Annotated in this window: 17 protein-coding genes; 6 read left to right on the plus strand and 11 right to left on the minus strand. The window is 61.2% G+C overall.

What is annotated here, in order from left to right:
* Positions 1-121: 121 nt before the first annotated feature.
* The 11 genes from gcvH to gap form a co-directional block, all read right to left on the minus strand.
* Positions 122-499 (minus strand): glycine cleavage system protein GcvH, encoded by a 378-nt coding sequence (gcvH, locus tag JQF37_RS23965; RefSeq protein ID WP_103406735.1) that lies wholly within the window; start codon positions 497-499, stop codon positions 122-124.
* A 377-nt stretch (positions 500-876) separates the two neighbouring features.
* A complete protein-coding gene (locus JQF37_RS23970) occupies positions 877-2385 on the minus strand; it encodes a sigma-54-dependent transcriptional regulator (protein ID WP_130211546.1) in 1509 nt (502 codons plus the stop codon).
* 132 nt (positions 2386-2517) lie between these two features.
* Positions 2518-3867, minus strand: a complete 1350-nt coding sequence (locus JQF37_RS23975) for a CoA transferase (protein ID WP_130211545.1) — start codon at positions 3865-3867, stop codon at positions 2518-2520.
* A gap of 99 nt (positions 3868-3966) precedes the next feature.
* Complete coding sequence (locus JQF37_RS23980; protein WP_130211544.1) at positions 3967-6105, minus strand: methyl-accepting chemotaxis protein; 2139 nt, start codon at positions 6103-6105, stop codon at positions 3967-3969.
* Between the two features lie 201 nt (positions 6106-6306).
* Complete coding sequence (locus JQF37_RS23985; RefSeq protein ID WP_130211543.1) at positions 6307-6696, minus strand: YbaN family protein; 390 nt, start codon at positions 6694-6696, stop codon at positions 6307-6309.
* Positions 6697-6857: 161 nt separating this feature from the next.
* On the minus strand, positions 6858-7466 hold the full coding sequence (locus JQF37_RS23990; protein WP_130211542.1) for a biliverdin-producing heme oxygenase: 609 nt from the start codon (positions 7464-7466) through the stop codon (positions 6858-6860).
* 114 nt (positions 7467-7580) lie between these two features.
* Positions 7581-10169 (minus strand): TonB-dependent receptor, encoded by a 2589-nt coding sequence (locus JQF37_RS23995; RefSeq protein ID WP_130211541.1) that lies wholly within the window; start codon positions 10167-10169, stop codon positions 7581-7583.
* A 121-nt stretch (positions 10170-10290) separates the two neighbouring features.
* The gene (locus JQF37_RS24000; protein ID WP_130211540.1) at positions 10291-11256 is read right to left on the minus strand and encodes a FecR domain-containing protein; all 966 of its coding nucleotides are present in this window, start codon (positions 11254-11256) and stop codon (positions 10291-10293) included.
* Positions 11257-11294: 38 nt separating this feature from the next.
* Positions 11295-11813 (minus strand): sigma-70 family RNA polymerase sigma factor, encoded by a 519-nt coding sequence (locus JQF37_RS24005; protein WP_047532469.1) that lies wholly within the window; start codon positions 11811-11813, stop codon positions 11295-11297.
* Between the two features lie 77 nt (positions 11814-11890).
* Positions 11891-12355 carry a methylglyoxal synthase gene (locus JQF37_RS24010; RefSeq protein ID WP_130211548.1) on the minus strand — a complete coding sequence of 155 codons (465 nt, stop codon included), beginning with the start codon at positions 12353-12355 and terminating at the stop codon, positions 11891-11893.
* Between the two features lie 727 nt (positions 12356-13082).
* Positions 13083-14084 carry a type I glyceraldehyde-3-phosphate dehydrogenase gene (gene gap / locus JQF37_RS24015; protein ID WP_130210043.1) on the minus strand — a complete coding sequence of 334 codons (1002 nt, stop codon included), beginning with the start codon at positions 14082-14084 and terminating at the stop codon, positions 13083-13085.
* Between the two features lie 220 nt (positions 14085-14304).
* Between gap and edd the strand changes: the two genes are divergently transcribed.
* From edd to JQF37_RS24045, 6 genes are all read left to right on the plus strand, one after another.
* A complete protein-coding gene (edd, locus tag JQF37_RS24020; protein WP_103406743.1) occupies positions 14305-16131 on the plus strand; it encodes a phosphogluconate dehydratase in 1827 nt (608 codons plus the stop codon).
* Positions 16128-17078, plus strand: a complete 951-nt coding sequence (locus JQF37_RS24025; RefSeq protein WP_090464591.1) for a glucokinase — start codon at positions 16128-16130, stop codon at positions 17076-17078. The genes edd and JQF37_RS24025 overlap by 4 nt, the downstream gene beginning before the upstream one ends.
* Before the next feature lie 186 nt (positions 17079-17264).
* The gene (locus JQF37_RS24030; protein WP_034149176.1) at positions 17265-17996 is read left to right on the plus strand and encodes a response regulator transcription factor; all 732 of its coding nucleotides are present in this window, start codon (positions 17265-17267) and stop codon (positions 17994-17996) included.
* On the plus strand, positions 17986-19455 hold the full coding sequence (locus tag JQF37_RS24035) for an ATP-binding protein (RefSeq protein ID WP_130210045.1): 1470 nt from the start codon (positions 17986-17988) through the stop codon (positions 19453-19455). Before JQF37_RS24030 ends, JQF37_RS24035 begins: the two co-directional genes overlap by 11 nt.
* Positions 19456-19580: 125 nt before the next feature.
* Entirely contained in the window at positions 19581-20840 is a 1260-nt protein-coding gene (locus tag JQF37_RS24040) for an AGE family epimerase/isomerase (RefSeq protein ID WP_130210047.1), read from the plus strand.
* Between the two features lie 117 nt (positions 20841-20957).
* Positions 20958-22259 (plus strand): ABC transporter substrate-binding protein, encoded by a 1302-nt coding sequence (locus tag JQF37_RS24045; protein ID WP_130210049.1) that lies wholly within the window; start codon positions 20958-20960, stop codon positions 22257-22259.
* Positions 22260-22343 lie beyond the last annotated feature (84 nt).

Below are 22343 nucleotides of genomic sequence, written 5' to 3' on the forward strand. Positions count from 1 at the left end.
GAGTCGAAGCCGAGGCTGTTGAGCATCGCTTGCTCGTCGCCGGCGCGCGGGCCGATGTGGCGGGCGATGAATTCGTTGGCTGTTGTCAGGCTTGCTTGAGTCATGTCAGCGCTCCTCAGGCTTAGGCGTTGGCTTTGATCAGACGGTCATAGGCGTCCTGATCCAGCAGTTGGGCAACAGCCGAGGCGTCATTTGGCTTGAAGCGGAAGAACCAGCCTTCACCCAGCGGATCTTCGTTGACCAGCTCAGGGCTGCTGTCCAGCGCAGGGTTCACTTCCAGCACTTCACCGTCCAGTGGCATGTACACGCCGCTGGCAGCTTTGACCGATTCCACGGTGGCGGCTTCAGCGCCTTTGTCGTAGGACTGCAGCTCAGGCAGTTGTACGAAAACCACGTCGCCCAATGCGTCCTGCGCGAAAACGGTGATGCCGACAGTAACCGTGCCGTCAGCTTCGGTGCGCAGCCATTCGTGATCTTCAGTAAAACGCAACTCGCTCATGGAAACTCCTAAGGGGGCCAGACTCGTCTGGTGGACGCTATTGAATGCTTGGGCAATGCCCTGATTTATGAAGGGTTACTAAGCAAAAACGCGGCCAATGTTAATTTCTTGTTATTAATCAATTATTTATGGGTATTTCGAGAGGCGCGGACAACGTTGACTGTAGCGAAATCGCTACGGTTGGGCACAAAGAAAAAAGCCTAGAGGGATCAAAGCCTTGCACGGCGCTGGTTGGGGGTGAGTGTAGCGATATCGTTACGCTGTAGCGCTTTCAGTACAGATGAAGGTCGCTTTTAGAGTGATTTTTTGCTGGACACGAAACCCGTGGGAGCGCGCTTGCTCCCACGGGATATGCGGTGATTCAGGCGTGGGCGGCGTCAGGGCTTGTTGGGAATGCCGTACTTGCGCAAACGGTGGGCAATCGCGGTGTGGGAGGTTTGCAGGCGACTGGCCAATTGCCGGGTCGAGGGGTAGCTGACGTAGAGTTTTTCCAGCAGGTCTTTTTCGAACGCCTCCATCGCCTGTTCCAGGCTGTCGACTTCATGGTCGCTTTGGCGCGCCACCGACGTGCCGGCGATGTCGAGGTCGCCGATGTCCACCAGGCTGCTTTCGCATATGGCGGCGGCGCGGAAGATCACGTTTTGCAGTTGCCTGACGTTACCCGGCCAGCGATTACCCAGTAGCGCCGGATAGGTGCCCGGCGCCAGGCGACAGACCGGACGCTGGATCTGTGCGCATGCCTGCTGCATGAAATAGCGGGCCAGCAGCAGAATGTCCTGACCGCGCTCGCGCAGGGGCGGGACTTCGACATTGAGCACATTGAGTCGATAGAACAGGTCTTCACGGAACAGGCCTTCGCTGACCATTTTTTCCAGGTCGCGGTGGGTCGCACTGAGGATCCGCACGTTGACCTTCACCTCCCGATCACCGCCGACCCGCCGGAAACTGCCGTCGTTGAGGAAGCGCAGCAACTTGGCTTGCAGGTAGGGCGACATCTCACCGATTTCATCAAGAAACACCGTGCCCTGGTTCGCCAGTTCCATCAGCCCCGGTTTACCGCCCCGTTGCGCACCGGTAAACGCGCCGGGGGCATAGCCGAACAGTTCGCTTTCGGCGAGGTTCTCCGGCAATGCAGCACAGTTCAATGCCAGAAACGGAGCGTTGTGTCGCGCACTGATGGCGTGGCAAGCCCGGGCCACCAATTCCTTGCCGGTGCCGGTTTCGCCCTGGATCAGCAGAGGCGCATCGAGGGCTGCCACCCGTTGTGCGCGAACCTTGAGCGTGCGAATCGCCGGCGACTCGCCCAGCAGCGCATCGAAGCCTTCGGCATGATCGTGATGCAGCGCCGACAGGCGTTCGCCGATGCGGTTCGGTTGATACAGGGTCAGCAGCGCGCCAGCGTCAGTGATGGGCGTGGCGTCCAGCAGTAATGTCTGCCCGTTGACGGTAATTTCCCGCAGTGGCAACCGGAAACCGTATTCGAGCAATGTATCGAGCAGGGCCGGGTCGCCGAACAGGTCGGCGACGCTTTCGCCGGCCGGCTCGCGACCGTACAGGGCAATCAGGGCCGGGTTGGCCAGCAACACCTTGCCGGCACTGTCCAGCGCCAGCACCGGATCGGTCATGGCCGCGAGCAGCGCGTCGAGCTGCAAGTGCCGACGCTGGCCGGGCAGGATGTCGACCACCGTCACCGCTTGCACCCCACGCACGCTGAACAGCGCATCACGCAGCTCTTCGAGGACTTCCGCGCTCAGGGTCGGGGCGTCGATATAAACGTTGGGCGGCACCATTTCCACCGCATCCAGATTGAGATTGCGCCCACCGAGCAAGGCCAGGACTTCCTGGGTGATACCGACGCGGTCGATGAAGCTGACGTGGATACGCATGGGACGCTAATGAATTCTGGACGGCGAGGGGGGGCAAGTATGCCTTGGCGCGGGCCAATGGTGAAATCCCGCGCACAATTTATGGGTAATGACAAACCTTGTGCGAGCCTGCTCGTGAAGGCTATCTGACCGTCACCACCACTGCGCGCGGTGGGAACCCAATTCAGAGGCCGCGATCGTCCACTGCAGGGGGGTACCGGTGATCTTCAATGGAACCTGCAGCCGATGCGCCGGCCCCCAGGTGGTCTGCTCGAGCACAAGTCCCTGATCGCCTTCGTCCTCTGCGCGCAATAACGCTTCGGTCCCGGGTCCATTGTCGATCAGCAACTTTGCCGTGCGCGCCAGTGACAGCCGCGCCGATCCACCACGGCCGTTGCTCAAGCGTTCAGCCAGCAGCTTGATCACACTGGCCGCCATCAGGTAGCCGGTGGCGTGATCCAGCGCTTGCAGCGGTAAAGGTGTCGGCTTGTCCGCGCACTTCCAGCGCATGCCGGCCTCGGCAATGCCGCTGCTCATTTGCACCAGGCTGTCGAAGCCTCGACGGTTTTGCCACGGGCCGCTCCAGCCGTAGGCGTTCAGGCAGACATCGATCAGGCCGGGGGCGAGTTTTTGCCGTTCGACGATGCCGTATCCCAGCCCTTCGAGCGCATCGGCGCGGTAGCCGTGGAGCAGAATATCGGCATCCTTGAGCAGCGTTTCGAACACGCTGCGATCAGCCTTGTCGTGCAGATCGAGGCGCGCGCAACGTTTGCCCAAGGTCATTTCTGGCACCACGCCGGGTTCGTTCCAGGTCGGCGGATCGATACGCAAGACGTCGGCGCCGAGGCCGGCCAGAAAACGGCTGGCAACAGGGCCGGCGAGCACACGGGTCAAGTCCAGCACTTTGATCCCGGCCAAAGGCTGTGCCACAGAACCTCGCCACGGTTTGCCCTCGTGGTTTCCGTGACGGTCGAACTGGATCAGCGGTTCTGCATTGACTGCCATGCCTTGCGGGTGAGACTGCCACTGCGCCCACGTACGCATTTCGGCGGCGCAACCTCCGGCATCGACCACCGCCTGCTCCAGGTCGCCCTTGGCCCATTGCGCCACTTTGCTCGCCATCGCGGATCGATCGGCACAGGCACCAAGCACGGTTTCGGCGGCGGCGCGGTGATGGGGAGCATTGGTGTGCAGGCGAATCCAGCCGTCCCGGGTGGCATAGTCACCGGCGATGGGGTCCCACAGCGGTGGCACACTCCAGCCCACCGGGCGGATCGAGGAGGAGAACCAGAACGAGGCTAAGCGGCGATCGACTTCAACCCCGGGCAAGCGACCGGTTTGCTGGTGCAGCAATTCACTGACAGCCTGGCCGGCGGCGGCGATGCTGGCGCACGCCAGGTCCGTGACGGCAAAGGCCGAGGGCAGGGCGCCACTGGCGGTGAATGAAACCTGGGTGCGGGGCAAGCCGAGTGCGGCTTGAATGGACGTGAGTAGATCAGTCATCGAAGGCCCTCCGGAGCGAGAGCCCGAGCATAGAACAAATAGGGGGCAGGCCGGATGAAATCCTGTGGGAGCGAGCTTGCTCGCTCCCAACGGGGGGCTCTATACGCGGAACTGATCCATCAGTTTCATCTGGTGGGTGGTCAGGTTGTTCAGCTGGCTGCTGATCTGCGCCGATTCATTGGCCTGCCCGGTCAAGGTTTCGGTGACGGTGCGGATCGCCGAGACGTTGCGATTGACCTCTTCGGCCACGGCGCTTTGCTGTTCGGCGGCGCTGGCGATCTGCAGGTTCATGTCGCTGATCACGGTGACCGCGTCGCTGATCTTGCTCAGCGCCTGCACGGCTTGCTGGATCTGCCCGGCATTGCTGTGGGCCTGGGTCTGGCTCGAATGCATGGTGGCGACCACACCGCGGGTGCCGCTCTGGATACGTTCGATCACCAGGCGAATTTCTTCCACCGAGTCCTGGGTGCGTTTGGCCAGGTTGCGCACTTCGTCGGCGACCACGGCAAAACCGCGACCGCTTTCGCCGGCCCGGGCGGCTTCAATCGCGGCGTTGAGCGCCAGCAGGTTGGTTTGTTCGGCGATGCTGCGGATCACTTCCAGCACCGATCCGATTTGCTCGCTGTTCACCGCCAGGGCTTCCACTTCAGTCACGGCCTTGCTGACTTCGTCGGCCAGTTGATTGATGTCGCGGGTGCTGCGCTCGATGATCTGCATGCCATCGCGGGCCGATTGGTCGGCGCCCTTGGCCGCATTCGCCGCGTTCGATGCGCTGTTGGCAACGTCGTGGGCCGTGGCGCTCATTTCGTTGGAGGCGGTGGCGACCTGGTCGACTTCGCGGAACTGCACCAGCATGCCTTCACTGGTCTGGCGGGCGATTTCCGCAGACTGGTCAGCAGTGCCGCGAGCATCGGTAATGCTCTGCTTGATCTGCGCGATGGTCGGTTGCAGCTTGTCGAGGAAGCGGTTGAACCAGCTGACCAGTTCACCCAGCTCATCCTTCTTGCTGTAGTGCAGGCGTTGGGTCAGGTCGCCGTCGCCGCTGGCAATCGCCTTGAGCATCTGGGCCACGCTATTGATCGGCCGGGTGACACCCGAAGCCGTCAGCCAGATCAACAGCAAGCCGATCAGGCCGGCAATGATCGCCACGCCAATGGCTTTGATCGTGCCGCTTTGCTGGGCGTCATCGAGCACCGCTTGCAGCTTCACCGAGTCGGCCAGCAACACTTGTTTGGGCAAATCGATCACCACGCCCCAGGCCTTGGCGTCAGGGATCGGGCTGACCGGGTAAACCGCACGGATCAGGTCGCCTTGCTGGAGAATTTTCGGAGCGCCACCGCTGAGCAATTGCAGAATGTCCTTGCCGTCGGCGCCCAGGGTGTCGTCGATGCTTTTGCCGACTTTGGCAGCATCGATGCTGTAGGCCGCCACCACGCCAGTACCGGAGGTGATCAGCATGTGCCCGGCACTATTGAACAGGTCACGCTGGGAGTCGACAGCCGCTGCTTGCAGGGTGTTGAGGGCGATGTCGATGCCCACCACGCCGATGGATTTGCCATCCACCAGCAGCGGTACGGAAACGGTGGTCATTAACACCTCCTTGCCACCAATGGTATCGGCGTACGGGTCGAGCAGGCAGGCGCGCTTGTTGTCCCGGGGGCAGGTGTACCAGATGTTATACGGCGTGCCGCTGAGGGTCAGGGTGGTCTTGTTCATGTCCGTTTCGAGCAAGACCGTGTTGAGCGATTCTCCCCCGGCACGGCTCCAGTAGGTGGCAAAACGTCCGACTTCGTTGGACTGGTGAGCGGCGTCATTGGCGAACTCGCTGTCCTTGCCATCCAGGCCGTTGGGTTCGAACGCGATCCAGATCCCCAGCACTTTGCTGTTGCGCTCGAACGCGGTTTTCAGGCTCTGGTTCAGTTCTTCTCGCAGGGCACCGGGCTCCAGGGAGCGCTTGGCGGCCAGGTTGCGCATGTCCTTGACCTGATCGGCCAGGGCGGTCACCACCGTCAGGGTCTCGCCAAATGCCTTCTGCACCCGCACCGCTTGCTCGGCAGCCTTGGCCTGCAGCAAATCCTGCACGCTGTTGGTGAGCATCTGGCTGCTGGAGGAACTGACCAGCGCATTGTTCTGATCGGTCTGGTAGACGTTCATGCCCTCGATCAGCGCGACCACGCCAAGCAGGCACAGACCGGAGAGCAGGACAATTTTCAGGCGGATGGACAGTGAGTCGAACATAGGGCGAACTCGCGAATGGATGAGGTGTTGGCTTTGAGTCCGGGCCGACTCGATTCGCCAAATCCATTCAGCGTATTCAATCCACATCGGCGAGGGGGGGGCATTGCATGAGGGTGATTCCGACGAACGGTAGCTGCTAAACGTTTGCGCGGGAAAATGTACCGAAAATCGTATAAAAAACAGGAAAAACAGCGGTTTGATTCAGGAAGGTTTCGGCAGTGTTTCGGGGCGCGACCAGATCCACACATTGCCCAGGCCCATGCCCGCCATCGCCAGGTAGATCGGCCAGCCATGATCGAGCATCACCAGCATCAGCGTGGCACACAGCAGCATGCTGACGGTGGCGCTGACCTTGGCCCGGCGCGCGATGATTTTGCCGTTGCGCCAGTGAATGAGAATGGGGCCGAACAGACGATGGTTTTCCAGCCAGGCGCTCAAGCGTGGCGAGCTTCTGGTCGCCGCCCAGGCGGCCAGCAGGATGAACTCGGTGGTTGGCAGGCCGGGTACGACAATGGCGATCAGGCCGATACCCAGGCTGACGCAGGCCAGCAGGCCGAACAGCAGACGGGTGAGTTTTGATGAGGACGGCATATTCTCAGAGGGGCGCGTGTGAGGCGGATCGGGATTTTACAGGCTGACCCGGTCCCTTGGGGGAGCGGGCTTGCCCGCGATAGCAGTCTTGCAGGCGACATCCGATTTGAATGCCAGTCCGTCATCGCGAGCAGGCTCACTCCCACAGGGATCGAGTGACTTCAGGCCGGTTCAGCCTTCGTGGCGTAAGCCTGTTCCAGCAACAGGGTGAAGCGGTTGAACGCGTCGATGGCGCCTTTATCCAGTTCGGCTTCCTCCTGGGCACTGAGCTCCAGTCCATCGAGGGTTTTGACGAAGCTTTTCCAGCCTTCAGCACGGCCACCGGCCGGTTCGCCCAGGTGGCGGGCGCCGAACGTTTCGCTCAGGCCCAGGCCGACGGCGCGCTTGATCAGGAAGGCCGCGCCGAGCTTCGACCCTTCGGACACGAAGAGCCAGCCCAGTGCCTGGGCTTTACTCGGATGGTGCAGGGCGCCGGCGACCGGTCCCGGCACTTCGGTGTCTAGGTCCGCCAGGTCGGCCATGGCCGCTTCGGCCCGACAGCGAGCAGGCAGGTCCGGAACGATGGCGGTCAAATCGGCATCGTTGTACAGCGGCACCAGTTCGGATTGGAACAGGTACTGCGCCACCACGAAACGGGCGAAGTTGGCTCGGGTTTCGAACGGTGCGTGGGCTTTGACCAACGCATCGAGTCGGGTGTGAGGTTCGTGGGTGATCTGGTTCAGGCGTTGCGAGCGCAATACCGGACGTTGAGGCGTTTCCTGGGTGGTCATGAGAAATCCTTGAGAATAAGAAGAGCCTGGTAACGAGACGTATGAGCAGGCCCACGACAGTAAAAAATCCTCACGACGCCGCTTTAATGAAGCGGCGTCGTGAGAAGGGCGGGATCAGATATCCCAGATCAGATTGACCGCGAAGTTGCGACCCGGTTGAGTCAGGCGATCAAGGTTGGCCGGTTGCGTCACCGAGGCTTCGCCGACGCTGTCGTAACCGCGCACGTCGTTCCACAACCAGTACTTCTTGTCGGTCAGGTTGTAGATGCCGGCGCTGACGGTCACGTCGTCGGTGACTTTGTAGAAGCCACTGAGGTCCAGCACGCCGAAGCCCGGGGTCTTGAACTGACTGCTGACGCCGTCCGGCGACTTGAAGTTGCTGTCGTCGACCCGATTTTTCTTTTTCACCAGCGTCCAGCTCAACAATCCGCCGTAGTTGTCCTGGTCGTAACCGAGCCCGAATACACCGGTCAGCGGATTGACGCTGTTGAGCGGCTCGCCGGTGTCGTCGTTGCGACCGTAGGCATAAGCCACGGAACCTTGGGTGTAGAGACCTTGCGGCGCACCGAAGGCATCGAGGTTCAGGCGACCTTTGACTTCCGCGCCTTTGATGGTGGCGTGCTTGATGTTGGCGCTCTGGAAGGTCGGCTCGTCATAACCCGGCGTGACGGCATCTTCGTTGATGAAATCGCGGTACTTGTTATAGAACACCGCCACATCGAAGGAGCCTTGCTCAAAAGTGCCGCGCAGGCCGGTCTCGTAGCTTTTGCTCTTTTCCGGTTCCAGGTTCGGATTTGGCTCTACGCGATAACCGGCAGCGGTGTTATCGAAGCGCCCGTACAGCGCCTTCGCGGTCGGGGTGCGGAATCCTTCGGCGTATTGGCCGTACCAGGTGTACTCGTCGGTCAGGGCATAGGTCAGGCCGAACTTGGGCGACACCTTGTGCCAGGTCTTGTTCTCGTCGCTGACGGTGCCGCGACCGTCGGCCGCCACGGTGTTGAGGAATTCCGGGGTAATGTGCGGCTTGAGTTCGGTGTAGTCGTAGCGCAGGCCAGGCAGGAAGGTCCACTGGTTCCAGCTGATCTGGTCTTGGGCGAACAGGCTGTAGGTGTTGATGGTCGGGTCCGGGAAGTCGCTGGATTTTTTCAGCACGTCCGCGGCACTGGTGGCGCCGACAACCCGACAGCTACCGAAGACCGCGAGGCAGGTGCCATTGCCACTGCGTGATCCGGTGACTTTCTGTTGCTTGAGGGTGGTGCCGTAGGTCAGCAGGTGTTCGGTGTCGGCAATGCTGAATGTCTTATCCAGTTGTGCATCGAAGACCCACTGCTTTTCTTCGTAGACCGTGTCTCGGGTCCGCAGCACTTTGCGTGACATCGGGTAGTAGAACTCCTCGGTGCTCTGATCGGTCTTGGCGACCTGGTGATTCAGGCTCCACTTGACGTTGTCCACCAGCAGGCTGTCGAGGGCGAAGCTGTGTTCCAGGCCGAAGCGTTCGCGGGTGATGGTGTCGTTACCGGTGCGCCACTGGTACATGCCGCCCGGCAAGATGTTGGCCGCAATGGTCGGTCGGCCGTTCAAGAACGGGCCGCCATAAGCGCTTTTCTGGTCGGTGTCGCGGTCGTCCTTGTACTTTTCGTAGACCAGGCCCAGGCGCGCGTCCTCTTTATAGTTCCAGCCGACTTTCGCCAACACGTTGCTGGCACGCACGTCTTCCGGGTTGGCGGCGGTACGTGCCAGCCCGGTGCCGTTGTTGCCGCCATAGGATTCGGTTTCGTGGCCATCGCGCTGGCTGTAATGCAACAGGCCATCGAACTGATCGGCACGGCCCGCCACGGTGGCGGATTTGAGCCAACTGTCGTCGGCGGAGCTGTAACCGGTCTTCAGCCGTGCACCGGCGTCCTGGCCAGGCTTGATGATGTCGTCGGGGTCCAGGGTGAAGTAGCTGACCGCACCACCGATGGCGTTGCTGCCGTAGAGCACCGAAGCCGGACCGCGGAGGATTTCGACGCGTTTGACGATTTCCGGGTCGACGTAGTTGCGCTGGGTCTTGGCGTAAGGGCCGTTGAAGAAGCCGTCCGGTACTTCGACGCCATCGACCTGGGTCAGGATCCGGTCACCGTCGATGCCACGGATGTTGTAGCCGCTGATTCCGCCGCGGGTGCCGGTACCGCCCACGGCAACGCCCGGTTCGTAACGCACCAGTTCCTTGATGGTATTGACGTTGTTGCGATCCAGCTCTTCACGCGTGTGAACGGTGACGGTGCTGGGCACGCTGTTCACGTCTTGCTCCTGGCGGGTGGCGCTGATGGTCACCTGTTGCAGGTTGAGGGTGCCGCTGTTGCCGCGCTTTTCCAGCACGATGTTGTTATTGCCCAGTTTGCGATAGCTCAGGTCGGTCCCCACCAACAGGCGATCGAGGGCTTTCTCTGGCGGCAGTGAGCCGCGTACACCCGGCGACGCCACACCTTCGGCCAGCGCTGAGGGCAAGCCAACCTGCCAGCCTGTGACAGCGGTAAACGCATTGAGCGCCGGCACCAGCGACTGTGGCGCAATGGCGAACGAATAGTCGCCCATGTTGCGGCTCGGCTGTTCGGCCGTGGCGGCCATGAGCGGTGCACTGCCGGCCATCAGAATGGCGGCGGTCAGCAGCGACAGTACGCGGGAAGGTGAAGAGGACTGGCGGGTAAGGCGAGAGGACATCGATAGCGCTCCGTGTCGCACGAATCTTTATAGGTGCTGATCGGCATTGAAGATGCGAATCAATTGCATTGGCTATAACGAGACGTACGAGGCTTGGCTATCGAGTAAAAATAATTCTCATTTAGTTCAGGATCACCAGTGCCGGGAACTCCCTGAGTTTGGCGGAGGTGATGTGGGCAAGGGAGCGGACGGCGTCCAGCGGCTGATCGAGGCGGTAATTCCCTGTCACCGCGACATTGGCCAACCGCTCGTTGTTGTTGATGATCCAGCCTGGGTAGTAGCGACGCAGTTCCGCCAGGACCTGGCTCAACGGACAGTTTTCGAACACCAGTCGGCCCTGGACCCACGCCAGTTCGGTGGCGGCATCCAGTTTGGCCGGGCGGTCGAACCCGTTGGGGCCGATGCGAATGCTTTCTCCGGCGCTCAAGCGAACGCGTTCGTCGTCGCGAGTGGCCCGCAGATCGACGTCCCCGCGTTGCACTCGAACCTGTGTCACACCATCCAGATAACGCACGGCAAATGCGGTATCCCGCACGCTCGCCGTGACCAGGCCAGCGTCGATTTCCAGCGGTTGTCCCGGATGAGGCGGCACCTCGAAATAGGCTTCGCCCTGATACAACCGCGCCACGCGTTGTTGGTCGTTGATGGTGCTGGAAAAGGCCGAGTTGGTGTTGAGCAGGACTTTCGAGCCGTCCTCCAGTTGCAGGCGCTGGCGTTCACCGACCACGGTCAGGTGATCGGCCTGCAGGCGCATCGGCAAATTGCTGAAGCTGAACAGGCCGAGGATCAGCACGGCGGCGGTGGCCAGGGGTTTGCAGTGGGGGCGCAGGCGCGAGAGTACGGTGATTTTCGCCGGGCGCGCGGCCAGGCTTTGTGCGCACTGTGTGATTTGCGGACCATTCCAGATCGCCTGGGCCCTGGCGAACGCATCGGCATGCGCCGGATCGGCCGCGAGCCATTGCTGGAACTGGCGGGTCTGTTCTTCGTTCGGGCTGTCCAGCACGATCAGCCAGTCGAGGGCCTGGTCCATCGCATCTGCAGTGTCCTGCGCCGGGGAGGGCGAAGGGAAGCGCTGGGTGTCCGTCACGGTATTTTCTCGGCAGGGGAGGAAATGCAGTTTCAAGCTTAAAGCTTCGAGCTGCGTCCTGCGACGCCCATACAGATTGTCATGATCAGTTTCAGCTCCTTTTGCACGGTGCTCAGCGATACACCGAGCTTTTCGGCGATCTCCAGATAGCTGTGACCGTGCAGGCGACTGAGGATGAAAATCTGCTGCTGGCGAGGGCTGAGTTGACTGAGGCGTACGTTCAAGCGCTCAAGCAATCGTTCGGCATGGACGGCATCTTCGGCATTGCCGGCCGGGGCGGCGACGCTTTGCACCACTTCCAGCGGGACGTCATCGACCATGGTTCGCGAGTGGATTCGCCGCGCACGCAGATGGTCCAGCGCCAGGTTGCGGGCAGTCTGGAAGACGAAGGGTTCAAGGTGATCGATGGCCCGCTCGCTGAGCGCACGGGTCACGCGCAGGTAGGTTTCCTGCAGCAGGTCTTCGGCGGTGCTGTGGTTGTTGACCATCCGCTCCAGCGTGCGCAGCAGAGTGATTCGCTGGGTGATGAAGACGTCGTTGAAGCGCGATTGACTCACGGGAGAACCTGATCCATTTCAAGCGGATGATAATGCTTATCATCCGCTTTGATGGTCAAGCACTGATTTGTTCCGGTTTATGCGCGATTCTGCAGATAGGTCGCGTAATCCGGAATCCTGTGCCCATGCGCCTGATCCATCAGCGGGCTGCTGAGCAGATAGTCGGCGCTGCATTCGTTGCACGCCACTGGAATGTTCCAGACCGCCGCGACGCGCAACAACGCCTTGATGTCCGGGTCGTGCGGCTGTGGCTCGAACGGGTCCCAGAAGAACACCAGCATGTCGACCCGTTGTTCGGCGATTCGCGCGCCGAGCTGCTGGTCACCGCCCAGCGGACCGCTGATCATGCTCTCCACCGGCAGGTCGAGGCGCTGTTGCAGCAACAACCCCGTGGTACCGGTGGCGACCAGTTCGTGTCGGGCGAGTTTATCTTTCTGCCGCTCGGCCCAATCCAGCAAGAACACCTTGCAGTGGTCATGGGCGACCAAGGCGATACGCTTGCGCGCCGCCAGGGTCTTTTGCGTAAAGCTGATGCCAATCATCGATTGTGGCTCCAAAAATGAGATGCACCTTGTAGGAGCGAGCCCGCTCGCGATGAACTTGAGAACACCGCGGGGCATCAGGTTCCCCGCGTTATCGTTCACGACCATCGCGAGCAGGCTCGCTCCTACAGGCAGGGGGTGCACCTTGTAGGAGCGTGCTTGCTCGCGATGAACTTGAGAACACCGCGCAGCATCAGGTTCCCCGCGTTATCGTTCACGACCATCGCGAGCAGGCTCGCTCCTACAGGCAGGGGGTGCACCTTGTAGGAGCGAGCCCGCTCGCGATGAACTTGAGAACACCGCGCAGCATCAGGTTCCCCGCGTTATCGTTCACGACCATCGCGAGCAGGCTCGCTCCTACAGGCAGGGGGTGCACCTTGTAGGAGCGAGCCCGCTCGCGATGAACTTGAGAACACCGCGCAGCATCAGGTTCCCCGCGTTATCGTTCACGACCATCGCGAGCAGGCTCGCTCCTACAGGCAGGGGGTGCACCTTGTAGGAGCGAGCCCGCTCGCGATGAACTTGAGAACACCGCGCAGCATCAGGTTCCCCGCGTTATCGTTCACGACCATCGCGAGCAGGCTCGCTCCTACAGGCAGGGGGTGCACCTTGTAGGAGCGAGCCCGCTCGCGATGAACTTGAGAACACCGCGGGGCATCAGGTTCCCCGCGTTATCGTTCACGACCATCGCGAGCAGGCTCGTTCCTACAGGCAGGGGGCGTGCTGCTTATTCAGCGTTGCACAGCGCCAGGCAGTTATCGAGCATGCGGTTGGAGAAGCCCCATTCGTTGTCGTACCAGGCCAGCACCTTCAGCAGCTTGCCGCTGACTTTGGTGTGGTTGGCGTCGAAGATCGACGACAGCGGGTTGTGGTTGAAGTCGCTAGAGACCAGCGGCAGGGTGTTGTAGCCGAGGATTTTCGAGTGCTGACTGGCTTCCTTGAGCAGCGCGTTGACTTCATCGGCCGACGCTTCGCGCTTGAGCTGCACGGTCAGGTCGACCAGGGAGACGTTGATCACTGGCACGCGCACGGCCATGCCGGTCAGTTTGCCCGCCAGTTCCGGCAGCACCAGGCCGACCGCTTCAGCGGCGCCGGTCTTGCTCGGGATCATGTTCTGGGTGGCCGAACGGGCGCGGTAGGGGTCGGTGTGGTAGACGTCGGTCAGGTTCTGGTCGTTGGTGTAGGCGTGAATCGTGGTCATCAGACCGCTTTCGATCCCCAGTTCGCGGTGCAGCACCTGGGCCACCGGGGCCAGGCAGTTGGTGGTGCACGAAGCGTTGGAAATAATCTGGTGCGACTGGCGCAGAATGTCGTGATTGACCCCGTACACCACCGTGGCATCGGCGCCTTTGGCCGGTGCCGAGATAATCACTTTGCGCGCGCCGGCCGTAATATGCGCCGCAGCTTTGGCGCGGTCGGTGAACAGGCCGGTGCATTCAAACACCACATCAATCCGTTCCGCGGCCCAGGGCAGCTCGGCCGGGTTGCGGATGGCGCTGACCGAAATACGGTCGCCGTTGACGGTCAGGCTTTCCTGATCGTGTTGGACATCGGCATCGAACGTGCCGTGAACAGTGTCGTACTTGAGCAAATGTGCGTTGATCGCGCTGTCGCCCAGGTCGTTGATGGCGACAATCTGCAAATCCTGTCGATAGCCTTGGGTATAGAGTGCGCGCAGGACATTACGGCCGATACGGCCAAAACCATTGATCGCGATTCGAAGAGTCATTTGTCAGCGCCGCCGTCGTTTTGTTGTTGGAATTACAAGATTATTCGCAAAAAAATAGAAAACAAGCCTTTTTAGTGGCAATATTTTGTTCAATCTACAACGAGTGACCTGAATCAACTGGTCCGATTGATCAAGAAAGCCGTCTGTCATCCCGTCAACAACGGCTCTTGTTCAGCATAGACAATCAGGTCGCCACATCCGTTAGCCTGGAGTTCTACACATGCATCCCCGCGTCCTTGAGGTCACCGAACGGCTTATCGCCCGCAGCCGCGCCACGCGTGAGGCTTACCTTGCACTGATTCGCGGTGCGGCCAGCGACGGTCCGATGCGCGGCAAGCTGCAATGCGCCAACTTCGCCCACGGCGTGGCCGGTTGCGGCAGCGACGACAAGAACAGTTTGCGGATGATGAACTCCGCCAACATTGCGATTGTTTCGTCATATAACGACATGCTCTCGGCGCATCAGCCGTACGAAGTCTTCCCGGAACTGATCAAAAAAGCCCTGCGTGAAATCGGTTCCGTCGGTCAGTTCGCCGGTGGCACCCCGGCGATGTGCGATGGCGTGACCCAGGGCGAACCGGGCATGGAACTGAGCCTGCCGAGTCGCGAAGTGATCGCGCTGTCTACGGCCGTGGCGTTATCCCACAACATGTTCGACGGCGCGCTGATGCTCGGCATCTGCGACAAGATCGTGCCGGGCCTGATGATGGGCGCGTTGCGTTTCGGGCATCTGCCGATGATCTTCGTCCCGGGCGGGCCGATGGTGTCGGGCATTTCCAACAAGCAAAAAGCCGATGTGCGCCAGCGCTACGCCGAAGGCAAGGCCAGCCGCGAAGAGTTGCTGGAATCGGAAATGAATTCCTACCACAGCCCCGGCACCTGCACTTTCTACGGCACCGCCAACACCAACCAGTTGCTGATGGAAGTCATGGGCCTGCACTTGCCAGGCGCTTCCTTCGTCAATCCGAACACGCCGTTGCGCGATGCCCTGACCCGCGAAGCGGCGCATCAGGTGACACGCATTACCAAGCAGAACGGCAACTACCTGCCGATCGGCGAAATCGTCGACGAGCGTTCGCTGGTCAATTCCATCGTCGCCCTGCACGCCACTGGCGGCTCGACCAACCACACCTTGCACATGCCAGCCATCGCCATGGCGGCAGGCATTCAGTTGACCTGGCAGGACATGGCCGACCTCTCCGAGGTGGTGCCGACCCTGAGCCACGTCTACCCGAACGGTAAAGCCGACATCAACCACTTCCAGGCGGCGGGCGGCATGTCGTTCCTGATCCGCGAACTGCTGGAAGCCGGGTTGCTCCACGAAAACGTCAACACCGTGCTGGGCCACGGCCTGAGCCGTTACACCCAGGAGCCGTTCCTCGATAACGGCGAGCTGGTCTGGCGCGAAGGCATTACCGAAAGCCTCGACGAAAGCATCCTGCGGCCGGTGGCTCGTGCGTTCTCGCCAGAGGGCGGCCTGCGGGTGATGGAAGGCAACCTCGGTCGTGGCGTGATGAAAGTCTCGGCCGTCGCGCTGGAGAACCAGATCGTCGAAGCACCGGCCATGGTGTTCCAGGATCAGCAAGACCTGGCCGATGCGTTCAAGGCCGGTTTGCTGGAGAAGGATTTCGTTGCGGTGATGCGCTTCCAGGGCCCGCGCTCCAACGGCATGCCGGAACTGCACAAGATGACGCCGTTCCTTGGTGTGCTGCAGGATCGCGGTTTCAAAGTCGCACTGGTGACCGACGGGCGCATGTCCGGCGCGTCGGGGAAAATTCCGGCGGCCATTCACGTCAGTCCCGAAGCGTACGTGGGCGGCGCTTTGGCGCGGGTGCAAGAGGGCGATATCATCCGCGTCGATGGCGTCAAAGGCACCCTGGAGCTTAAGGTGGACGCCGAAGAATTCGCAGCGCGCACCCCGGCCAAGGGCCTGTTGGGCAACAACATCGGTACCGGGCGCGAACTGTTTGGTTTCATGCGCATGGCCTTCAGCTCGGCGGAGCAGGGCGCCAGCGCCTTTACTTCTGCCCTGGAGACGCTTAATTGAAACTGGCTTTGGTCGGTGACATCGGTGGGACCAACGCACGTTTCGCGTTGTGGAAAAACCAGCAACTGGAATCGGTCCAGGTGCTGGCGACGGCAGACCACGCCAGCCCCGAAGAGGCGATCAGCCTCTACCTGAGCGGGCTCGGCCTGGCGCCGGGGGCGATCGGTTCGGTGTGCCTGTCGGTGGCGGGCCCCGTGAGCGGCGACGAATTCAAGTTCACCAACAATCACTGGCGCCTGAGCCGCAAGGGGTTCTGTCAGACCTTGCAGGTGGATCAGCTGTTGCTGGTCAACGACTTCTCGGCCATGGCCCTGGGCATGACCCGTTTGCAACCGGGCGAATTCCGTGTGGTTTGCGAAGGTACGCCGGAGCCATTGCGGCCTGCGGTGGTTATCGGCCCGGGCACCGGTTTGGGCGTCGGTACGTTGCTGGATCTGGGTGAGGGCCGTTTCGCGGCCTTGCCGGGAGAGGGCGGTCACGTCGATTTGCCCCTGAGCAGCCCGCGAGAAACCCAACTGTGGCAACACCTCTATAACGAGATTGGTCACGTCAGCGCCGAAACGGCGTTGAGCGGCGGTGGTTTGCCACGGGTGTATCGGGCGATTTGCGCGGTAGACGGTCATGAACCGGTACTCGACACCCCGGAGGCGATTACCGCTGCCGGGTTGGCGGGCGATCCGATTGCCCTGGAAGTGCTTGAGCAGTTCTGCTGCTGGCTCGGTCGCGTGGCCGGCAACAACGTGCTGACCACGGGCGCGCGCGGTGGCGTGTACATCGTTGGCGGGGTGATCCCGCGCTTCGCCGATTTCTTCCTCGAAAGCGGTTTCGCCCGATGCTTTGCCGACAAGGGCTGCATGAGCGATTACTTCAAGGGGATTCCGGTGTGGTTGGTGACGGCACCGTATTCCGGGTTGGTGGGGGCGGGAGTGGCACTCGACCAGGCTTGAAATGCGATCAGCTGTAGGAGCGAGCCTGCTCGCGATGGACGTCAACGATAACGCGTGCTTTCTGAATGCATGCGGTGCCTTCAAGTCCATCGCGAGCAGGCTCGCTCCTACAGTGGTTTTGTGGTGTTTGTAGATTCGGTGCTTAAGGCATAATCCGCCCAATTCAAACAACAAGGACGCCGCCCCGTGAGCTCAGTCAACAAGTCGATTTTGTTGGTCGATGATGATCAAGAGATACGCGAGTTGCTGGACACCTACCTGACCCGCGCCGGTTTCCAGGTCCGTACCACGCCCGACGGCGCCGGTTTTCGCCAGGCCTTGAACGATGAGCCCAGCGATCTGGTGATCCTCGACGTGATGCTGCCGGACGAGGACGGTTTCAGTCTGTGCCGCTGGATCCGCCAGCACCCGCGACGGGCCCAGGTGCCGATCATCATGCTCACCGCCAGTTCCGACGAAGCCGACCGTGTCATCGGCCTGGAACTGGGGGCGGACGACTACCTTGGCAAACCCTTCAGCCCCCGTGAGCTACAGGCGCGGATCAAGGCCTTGTTGCGTCGCGCGCAGTTCGGTCAGGAGCGTTCCGGCAGTGAAGTGCTGGCCTTCGATGACTGGCGCCTGGACATGGTCAGCCATCGGTTGTTTCACATCGATGGCGAAGAAGTGATTCTCTCGGGCGCCGATTTCGCCTTGCTCAAGCTGTTCCTTGATCACCCGCAGGAAATCCTCGACCGCGACACTATCGGCAATGCCACCCGTGGCCGTGAGTTGATGCCGCTCGACCGCATCGTCGACATGGCGGTCAGTCGTCTGCGCCAACGCCTGCGCGACACCGAAAAACCGCCGCGCCTGATCCGTACCGTGCGTGGCAGTGGCTACCAACTGGCAGCCAATGTGGTTGCCAGCAATGGTCACTGATTTTTTTCGCTCGCTCGTGGCGAAAGTGCCGGTGCCGCGCTCGCTGCTCGGGCGCATGTTGCTGCTGACCTTGCTCGCGGTGCTGTTCGCGCAGACGCTGTCCAGCGTGATCTGGGTCTCGCAACTGCGCGCCACCCAGCTGGAAGGCCTGGTCACCAGCGCCCGCAGCCTTGCCCATTCCATGACCGCCAGTGTCAGTTATTTCCGCTCCTTGCCGGTGGCGTTCCGGCCGCTGGTGCTCGACCAGTTGCGCAGCATGGGCGGCACCCGGTTCGTGGTGACGCTCAACGATAGACCGTTGGGGATGGAAGTGTTGCCGGTTACCCCGCGCAAGGCGGCGGTGATCAAAGCCGTGGACGAAGTGCTGCGTCAGTCGCTGGGCCAGGACACGGACATTTCGGTGACCTTCGTCAGCCCTGAAGACCTGCGGATTTTCAATGCCGGCCTGAAGCTCGATGAACTGCCACGCTCCTGGGCCCATTACGCGCTGACCCTGGAACCGGTGAATCCGCCGGTGCTGGTCACCCAGATCCAGATGGCGCCAGGCGAATGGCTGTATATCGCCTCGCTTCTGCCCGAGCCCTACACCAGCCTTGAAGAGCAGGGCCTGCCAGCGCAACAGATGTGGTTCATCGCCCTCACCAGCGGCTTTCTGTTGTTGTTCATCGGCCTGTTGGTGCATTGGCAGAGCCGGCCGCTCAAGCGTCTGGCGCGGGCGGCGCGGGATCTGTCCCTGGGCGCTGACGTCGAGCCTGTGGCCGAGGGCGGCGGCAGCGAAGTGGTGGAGGTCGGTCGCGCCTTCAACACCATGCGCGAGCGCATCAGCCGCTACCTGACTGAACGCAGTCAGTTGTTCAGCGCGATATCCCATGACCTGCGTACACCGATTACCCGCTTGCGCCTGCGGGTCGAATTGCTCGAAGACGAAAAACTGCAAGCCAAGTTCGGCCGCGATCTGGATGAGCTGGAATTGCTGGTCAAGGGCGCGCTGCAATGCGTGAAGGACACCGACATCCACGAAAATATCGAGCAGGTCGATCTCAATCACGTGCTCGATTGTCTGGTGGAGCCGTACCTGGCACCTAACGGCAATGGCCGCGTGACGCAGCAGGGGCGGGCAATAGCGGCGTATCCGGGCAAACCGCTGGCGCTCAAGCGCTGCATCGGCAACCTGATCGACAACGCCTTGAAGTACGGACAGAAGGCCCATCTGCACATCGATGATGACGACAGTGCGTTCGTGCTGCATGTCGACGACGAAGGGCCGGGGGTTCCGGAGCAACGGCTGGAACAGGTGTTCGAACCGCACTTCCGCTTGGCCGGGCAGCAGCAGGGGTATGGGTTGGGGTTGGGCATTGCGCGCAACATTGCCCACAGCCATGGCGGTGAAGTCAGCCTGCAAAACCTGCGTGAAGGTGGCTTGCGGGTGACCCTTCAGTTACCCCGCTCACTGGATTGACACGGACCCTGTGGCGAGGGGGCTATTGTCACAGCTTGGTGACATAACTCGCCCCCTTCGTTACAAGCCCGCCACCGCCCGTTGTTTAGACTGCCCTGCAGTCATAACAACAAAAAAGGTCCTCCATGCACAGCTTCCAACCAGGCTTCAGCAGTTGGCTGAACGCGCCTGCCCACCAACAATGGCTAGCCACCGAAGGCCTGCGTCTGTTGGCGTTTGCCAAGGCTTCGAAGCTTCCCGAAGGCTTCGGTAACCTCGATGAAAAAGGCCACCTGGCGGCCAACGCGCAAGCCGAAACCATGAACACCGCCCGCATGACCCACAGCTTCGCCATGGCCCATATCCAGGGCTTGCCGGGGTTCGCCGAGTTGGTGGATCACGGCATCAACGCCCTGCGCGGACCGTTGCGTGATGCCGTTCATGGAGGGTGGTTCGCCGTCGCGGAACACCGTGATGGCAACACCGGCAAAAACGCCTACCTGCATGCCTTCGTCGCACTGGCTGCCAGTTCTGCTCTGGTCGCGCAACGTCCCGGCGCACAAGCCTTGCTCGATGAGGCCATCGACATCATCGACACGTATTTCTGGAGCGAGGAGGAAGGCGCGATGCGCGAATCCTTCAACCGTGACTGGCGTGAGGAGGAGGCGTATCGCGGCGCCAACAGCAACATGCACGCCACCGAAGCCTTCCTCGCCCTGGCCGATGTCACCGACGACAACCGCTGGCTGTGCCGTGCCCAGCGCATCGTCGAGCGGGTCATCCATGGCCATGCGGCTGCCAATGATTACCTGGTGGTCGAGCATTTCGACCGCGACTGGCAGCCGTTGCGCGACTACAACCACGACAACCCGGCCGACGGATTCCGTCCCTACGGCACCACGCCGGGCCACGGTTTCGAATGGGCGCGCTTGTTATTGCACCTTGAGGCGGCGCGGGTGCGGGCCGGGATGCTCACGCCGGGATGGCTGGCCACCGACGCGGAAAAACTCTTCGAACACAACTGCCGTCACGGCTGGGGCGTCGATGGCGCGCCCGGCATCGTCTACACCCTCGACTGGGACAATCGCGCGGTGGTGCGCCATCGCCTGCACTGGACCCATTGCGAGGCCAGCGCCGCTGCCAGTGCGCTGCTCATGCGCACTGGTGATGAGCAATACGAGCACTGGTACCGACTATTCTGGGAATTCTGTGACAGTCATTTCATTGACCGTTGCGATGGCAGCTGGCACCACGAGCTTGACCCGCTGAACCGCCCGAGTGCCGATATCTGGGCTGGCAAACCCGACCTTTACCACGCCTGGCAAGCGGTGCTGATTCCACGCCTGCCCCTCGCCCCGAGCATGGCCAGTGCGCTGGCAAAGCTGTCCCAGAGCGGTTCTATGTAACCATGCGGTGACATTCGCGCGTCCCTTCGTTACCTGCGAAGGGGCATCCCCTGTTTAAAATCCTATGCAGCGCAAGCACCAGACTTGCATGCATAACAACAAGAAAGGTACTCCTAGATGAATGCGATTTCTCGCCTCGCTACTGTCATTTCTCTCGCCTCAATACTCCCTGTTGCTGCATTCCCCATCAGTGCCCTTGCCGCCGATTCCAAAGGAACTGTGGAAGTTGTTCACTGGTGGACGTCGGGTGGTGAAAAAGCAGCGGTCGATGTCCTCAAGGCACAAGTCGAAAAAGACGGCTTCACCTGGAAGGACGGCGCAGTCGCCGGTGGTGGCGGTGCCACGGCCATGACCGTACTGAAAAGTCGCGCAGTGGCCGGTAACCCGCCAGGCGTCGCTCAGATCAAGGGGCCGGACATCCAGGAGTGGGCCTCGACCGGCCTGCTGGACACCGACGTCCTCAAAGACGTTGCCAAAGAAGAGAAGTGGGACAGCCTGCTCGACAAGAAAGTCTCCGATACCGTGAAGTACGACGGTGATTACGTGGCCGTGCCGGTGAACATCCACCGTGTGAACTGGCTGTGGATCAACCCGGAAGTCTTCAAGAAAGCCGGTATCACCAAGAATCCAACCACCCTCGAAGAATTCTACGCCGCTGGCGACAAGCTCAAGGCTGCCGGTTTCATTCCGCTGGCCCATGGCGGCCAGCCTTGGCAGGACAGCACCGTGTTCGAAGCCGTCGTGCTGTCGGTCATGGGTGTCGATGGCTACAAGAAAGCCCTGGTTGATCTCGACAACGCCACGCTGACCGGTCCGGAAATGGTCAAGGCGCTGACCGAGCTGAAGAAAGTCGCGACCTACATGGACGCCGACGGCAAAGGCCAGGACTGGAACCTGGAAGCCGCCAAGGTCATCAACGGCAAGGCCGGCATGCAGATCATGGGTGACTGGGCCAAGTCCGAGTGGACCGCCGCCAAGAAAGTCGCGGGCAAGGACTACGAGTGCGTAGCGTTCCCGGGCACCGACAAGGCGTTCACCTACAACATCGACTCCCTGGCGGTGTTCAAGCAGAAAGACAAGGGCACTGCTGCCGGTCAGCAGGACATCGCCAAAGTCGTGCTGGGTGAAAACTTCCAGAAAGTCTTCAGCATCAACAAGGGCTCGATCCCGGTGCGCAACGACATGCTGGCCGATATGGGCAAGTTCGGTTTCGACTCGTGCGCCCAGACCGCGGCCAAGGACTTCCTGGCTGACGCCAAGTCCGGCGGCCTGCAGCCGAGCATGGCGCACAACATGGCGACCACGCTGGCGGTACAGGGCGCGTTCTTCGACGTAGTGACCAACTACATCAACGACCCGAAAGCCGACCCGGCCGACACGGCCAAGAAGCTGGGCGCAGCGATCAAGTCGTCCAAGTAATGCTTGGCCCCTGTAGGCGCGAGCCTGCTCGCGATGGCGGACTGTCAGCCACCTGATGTGAGAACTGACACAACGCAATCGCCA

Source organism: Pseudomonas sp. MIL9 (assembly GCF_016887925.1).
GTDB classification, from domain to species: domain Bacteria; phylum Pseudomonadota; class Gammaproteobacteria; order Pseudomonadales; family Pseudomonadaceae; genus Aquipseudomonas; species Aquipseudomonas mohnii.